The 4,400-nt window shown below is 66.6% G+C and carries 4 protein-coding genes and 1 tRNA gene; 4 read left to right on the top strand and 1 reads right to left on the bottom strand.

Going from position 1 to position 4,400, the window contains the following annotated elements:
• Positions 1 to 313: 313 nt before the first annotated feature.
• Genes pstC through pstB form a run of 3 tightly spaced genes read left to right on the top strand, consistent with a single transcriptional unit; the run spans position 314 to position 3,262 of the window.
• Positions 314 to 1,348 carry a phosphate ABC transporter permease subunit PstC gene (pstC, locus tag VGC18_RS09085; protein WP_331096486.1) on the top strand — a complete coding sequence of 345 codons (1,035 nt, stop codon included), beginning with the start codon at positions 314 to 316 and terminating at the stop codon, positions 1,346 to 1,348.
• Positions 1,349 to 1,392: 44 nt separating this feature from the next.
• Positions 1,393 to 2,454 carry a phosphate ABC transporter permease PstA gene (pstA, locus tag VGC18_RS09080; protein WP_331096484.1) on the top strand — a complete coding sequence of 354 codons (1,062 nt, stop codon included), beginning with the start codon at positions 1,393 to 1,395 and terminating at the stop codon, positions 2,452 to 2,454.
• 28 nt (positions 2,455 to 2,482) lie between these two features.
• Positions 2,483 to 3,262, top strand: a complete 780-nt coding sequence (gene pstB / locus VGC18_RS09075) for a phosphate ABC transporter ATP-binding protein PstB (protein ID WP_331096482.1) — start codon at positions 2,483 to 2,485, stop codon at positions 3,260 to 3,262.
• A gap of 294 nt (positions 3,263 to 3,556) precedes the next feature.
• On the opposite strand, the gene VGC18_RS09070 is transcribed toward pstB, so the two are convergent.
• On the bottom strand, positions 3,557 to 4,186 hold the full coding sequence (locus VGC18_RS09070; protein WP_331096480.1) for a DNA-directed RNA polymerase subunit beta: 630 nt from the start codon (positions 4,184 to 4,186) through the stop codon (positions 3,557 to 3,559).
• Between the two features lie 68 nt (positions 4,187 to 4,254).
• Between VGC18_RS09070 and VGC18_RS09065 the strand changes: the two genes are divergently transcribed.
• A tRNA-Lys gene (locus tag VGC18_RS09065) sits at positions 4,255 to 4,327 on the top strand.
• Positions 4,328 to 4,400: the final 73 nt, after the last annotated feature.

The following is a 4,400-nucleotide window of genomic DNA, read 5'->3' as shown; positions in this document are numbered from 1 at the left end:
GCCAGCACCGAGGGCCAGAAGATCGCCTCCGTCAACGCCGGCTCCGCCCCGATCCCGGACGCGATGCTCAAGAAGGTCCAGGCCAGCCTGGCGCTCGTCAAGTAACTAGTAATAGCCTTCCACCAGTGGCATCAGGGATGCCTCCCCTGCCACCCAGTCTGCGAGAAAGAATCCAGTGAGCGCTAACGGAATTGTTCGACCGCGTGCTGGTGTCGCAAACGGTGCCGATTCGGCTGGTGGCACGACGACAGGTCCCCGCTCCCCCAGAAGGGGAGCGGGGACTCCCCGCGTTAAGTCACGTCCCGCGGACCGGATCTTCTTCGGACTGAGCTTCGGCTCCGCGGCCTTCATCATGGTCATCCTCGCGGCCGTCGCGATCTTCCTCATCGTGCAGGCCGTCCCGGCCATCACGGCGGATTGGAAGAGCGACCCGAGCCTGTCCACCGGCCCCACCGGCGGCTACGCCAACTTCTGGACCTACGTCGGTCCTCTCATCTGGGGAACCATCTGGGTCTCGGCCATCGCCCTCGTGATCGGCGCACCGATCGCCATCGGGATCGCCCTCTTCATCTCGCACTACGCCCCCCGCCGTATCGCCGGGGTGCTCGGCTACCTCGTCGACCTGCTCGCCGCCGTGCCCTCCATCGTCTTCGGGCTCTGGGGCATCATCGTCATCCGGCCCCTCCTGCTCCCCCTGACCGGATGGCTGAACCACCACCTCGGCTGGATCCCGATCTTCGCCGGCGAGGCCTCCAGCACCGGGTCGACGATCCTCGCGGGAGCCGTTGTGCTCGCCGTCATGATCCTGCCGATCATCAGCTCCATCACCAGGGAGGTCTTCCTGCAGACCCCCCGGCTTCACGAGGAGGCCGCGCTGGCCCTCGGCGCCACGAAGTGGGAGATGATCCGGCTCGCCGTGTTCCCATACGCCCGTTCCGGCGTCGTGAGCGCCACCCTGCTCGGCCTCGGCCGCGCCCTCGGTGAGACCATGGCCATCGCGCTCATCATCTCGCCCTCGATCGGCTTCTCGATCAAGCTCCTCACCGAGGGGGCCAACTCGCAGACGATCGCCGCGAACATCGCCCTGAACTTCCCCATCGCCAACGCCCTGCAGCGTGAGGCGCTCATCGGCACCGGCCTCATGCTGTTCGTCATCTCGCTGGCCGTGAACATGGTCGCCAGGCTCATCGTCTCGCGGACAGGCAACGCCGGCACGAAGAAGAAGCGCAAACGGCCCGTGGAAGCGGCCACGGCGGTTCCGATGGCAGCGGCCACCGGCGTCGCGGGCGTCTCCGGCGTCTCCGGCGTCTCATCGATCGCCGACACCTCGGAAGGAGCATCCGCGTGACCGCGACCGTGCACTCGCAGGCCAGACGCCCCTCGAAGGGACCGATGGCCAACTCCCTGACCACTGGGCAGCTGCCGCGATTCGTCGAGTTCTATGTGCTCGCCGGCGCGCTCGTCGTCACCGGCGGCGCCATGATGCTCATGGGCTTCAACTGGGGCGGATGGATCTTCCTCTCCCTCGTGGTGTACCTGATCGTGCTGGCCGCGCTGTCCACGATCGCCGAGAACCGCCGCAAGGCGGTGGACCGCATCGTCAGGAGCCTTGTCAGCATCGCCTTCCTGCTCGCGATCGCACCGCTCATCTCCACGCTCGTCACCATCACCATGAAGGGCATCGGCGAGCTCAACTGGGGCTTCATCACCCAGACCGGTGGCGCGGTCTTCGACCCGACGACCCTCAAGGTCACGATCACGGCCGGAGCGCTGCAGGCGATCGTCGGGACGCTCGAGATCACCGGGATAGCGGCCCTGATGTCGATCCCCATCGGCATCCTCACCTCGATCTACCTGGTGGAGTACGCGCGTCCGAATCAGTGGATGGCCAAGGTCGTCACCTTCCTCGTCGACGTGATGACCGGCATCCCCTCGATCATCGCCGGCCTGTTCGCCTTCTCGTTGTTCACCCTGCTCGTCGGCCCGAAGGCGTTCAGCGGCTTCTCCGCCTCGGTCGCGCTCTCGGTGCTCATGATCCCGATCGTGGTGCGCTCCTGCGAGGAGATGCTGCGGCTCGTCCCGCACGACCTGCGCGAGGCATCTTTTGCGCTGGGCGTCTCCCGATACTCCACCATCACCAAGATCGTTCTGCCGACCGCCATCGCCGGGATCATCACCGGCGTGATGCTCGCCATCGCGCGCGTCATCGGCGAGACGGCGCCCATCTTCATCGCCGCCAGCTTCACCGACAACTTCAACTCCAATCCGTTCAGCGGCCCGATGCAGACGCTGCCGGTGCTCGCCTACACGGGGTACAAGTTCCCCGGTCAGGACATCGCCGCATCGAACGCCTCCGCCTGGGGAGCCGCGCTGCTGCTCGTGCTCATCGTCGTCATCCTCAACCTCATCGCCAGAATCGTGGCCAGAGCCTTCGCCCCCAAGGGTGCCAGGTAACCGACCGGAGAACGGACCAAAAAACACTGTGTCAAAGCGCATCGAAGTCAACGACCTCAACGTCTTCTACGGAGACTTTCTGGCCGTGGAGGATGTCTCGATCACCATCGAGCCCCGCACCGTCACCGCCCTCATCGGTCCCAGCGGCTGCGGCAAGTCGACGTTCCTCCGCACCCTGAACCGCATGCACGAGGTCATCCCCGGCGCCTACGTGGAGGGTGAGGTGCTGATCGACGGCAACAACCTCTACGGCCCCGGCGTCGACCCCGTGCTGGTGCGCCGCCAGGTGGGCATGGTGTTCCAGAGGGCCAACCCGTTCCCGACGATGTCCATCCGCGACAACGTTCTCGCCGGGGTGACGCTCAACAACCGCAAGCTGTCCAAGTCCGACGGCGACTCCCTCGTCGAGCAGTCCCTGCGGGGGGCGAACCTGTGGAACGAGGTCAAGGACCGCCTCGACAAGCCCGGCATGAGCCTCTCCGGCGGCCAGCAGCAGCGTCTCTGCATCGCGCGGGCCATCGCCGTCGCCCCCGACGTCGTCCTCATGGACGAGCCGTGCTCCGCGCTCGACCCGATCTCGACCCTCGCCATCGAGGACCTCATCGAGGAGCTCAAGCAGGACTACACGATCGTGATCGTGACCCACAACATGCAGCAGGCCAGCCGGGTCTCCGACCGCACGGCCTTCTTCAACATCGCCGGCACCGGCAAGCCCGGCAGGCTCATCGAGTACAACGACACGGCGACCATGTTCTCCAAGCCGAGCGTGCAGGCCACCGAGGACTACGTCTCCGGCAAGTTCGGATAACCGGCGCTCGGGCATCCCCACGCCGCCTTTTTCGCCCGCGGGCATCCGCACCCGCCGCCGTTTCTTGGACCGCGCGGTGTTTCGTCGACCACGCGCCCATACACATAGGCCGCGGCGACGACAAAACACCGCGACGTTGAGTGTGGCGGGCGGCGGCGGGCATGGAAAAGCCGAACCGCAGAACGCCTCTCGGCGCATGGCCGCTCGAAGCGGCTAATAGTGGAGCCCGGGGTTACTGCGGTCCGGCGGCGGCCCTTGCGAGCCGCCAACAATTGTACCCCGAGGCCGCCGGATTCAATCGAGAGCGCCCGATCGCCACAGCCGGGCACAGGAGCCGAACTCCGTTGCGGTCAGCGACAGGCGCAGCGCCCTGGTCGTCAGTTCGGATGCGCGATCCGGCGAGGTCAGCTCCACGTCGTCGGCGACGCTTGTGCATCCGATGCTCGTCACCCGGCAGAAGGCGGCCGCGCGGTCGAGGGCGATGGCGAAGTCGCCCTGGAACAGCCCGCGAAGGATCTGATCGGCGAGAATCATGATCTCCGCCGGCCCCGTGGGTGCCGTAGCACCGGCGACGACCGGATCGATGGTCGTCGCGACCTCGCTGCCGCGCTGATAGAGGAAGCTCGTGCCCTCGGCGTCCTGCCGGACGAATGCCCGCATGAGGTAGATGCGCCACAGCGCGCCCGGCAGGCTGCGCGGGCTCGACCGGGACCAGAGCTCGGCGACGGCATCGATGCCGTGCTCGTCGGTGAATGCCACCACGCGCTCGACCACCTCGGCGTCCTCGCTCTCGCGCACCCTGCTGACGAGGGCGTGGGCGGTCTCGTGGGCGACGCGGCTGATCTGGGCCGGGTCTTCCCCGCCCTGGAGGCTCTCGAATTTCGCTCCGGAGAACTTGGTGGGTTTGTGGAACTCGTCAGTCATCCGGTCAAGCCTAAGCCAGGGGCCACGCGCACTCGCGGCATCCCCAATCCACGCTACATTTAAGACGCGGGCCTCTAGCTCAGTTGGTAGAGCATCGGACTTTTAATCCGCGGGTCGCGGGTTCGAGCCCCGCGGGGCCCACCCGATAGTGGATGTTCGGACCGGCGAGCTACACGTCGCGCCGGTGGAACGCGGTGAGCGCGGTCCCGAGCAG

The sequence above is a fragment of the Lacisediminihabitans sp. genome (assembly GCF_036404185.1).
In the GTDB taxonomy this organism is placed as follows: domain Bacteria; phylum Actinomycetota; class Actinomycetes; order Actinomycetales; family Microbacteriaceae; genus Lacisediminihabitans.
This window is presented reverse-complemented; position numbering and strand designations above follow the sequence as displayed.

Excerpts from the sequence above, each read along its gene's own strand:
- pstA (WP_331096484.1), top strand. The coding sequence starts at position 1,393 with ATGGCCAACTCCCTGACCACTGGGCAGCTGCCGCGATTCGTCGAGTTC.
- VGC18_RS09070 (WP_331096480.1), bottom strand. The coding sequence starts at position 4,186 with ATGACTGACGAGTTCCACAAACCCACCAAGTTCTCCGGAGCGAAATTC.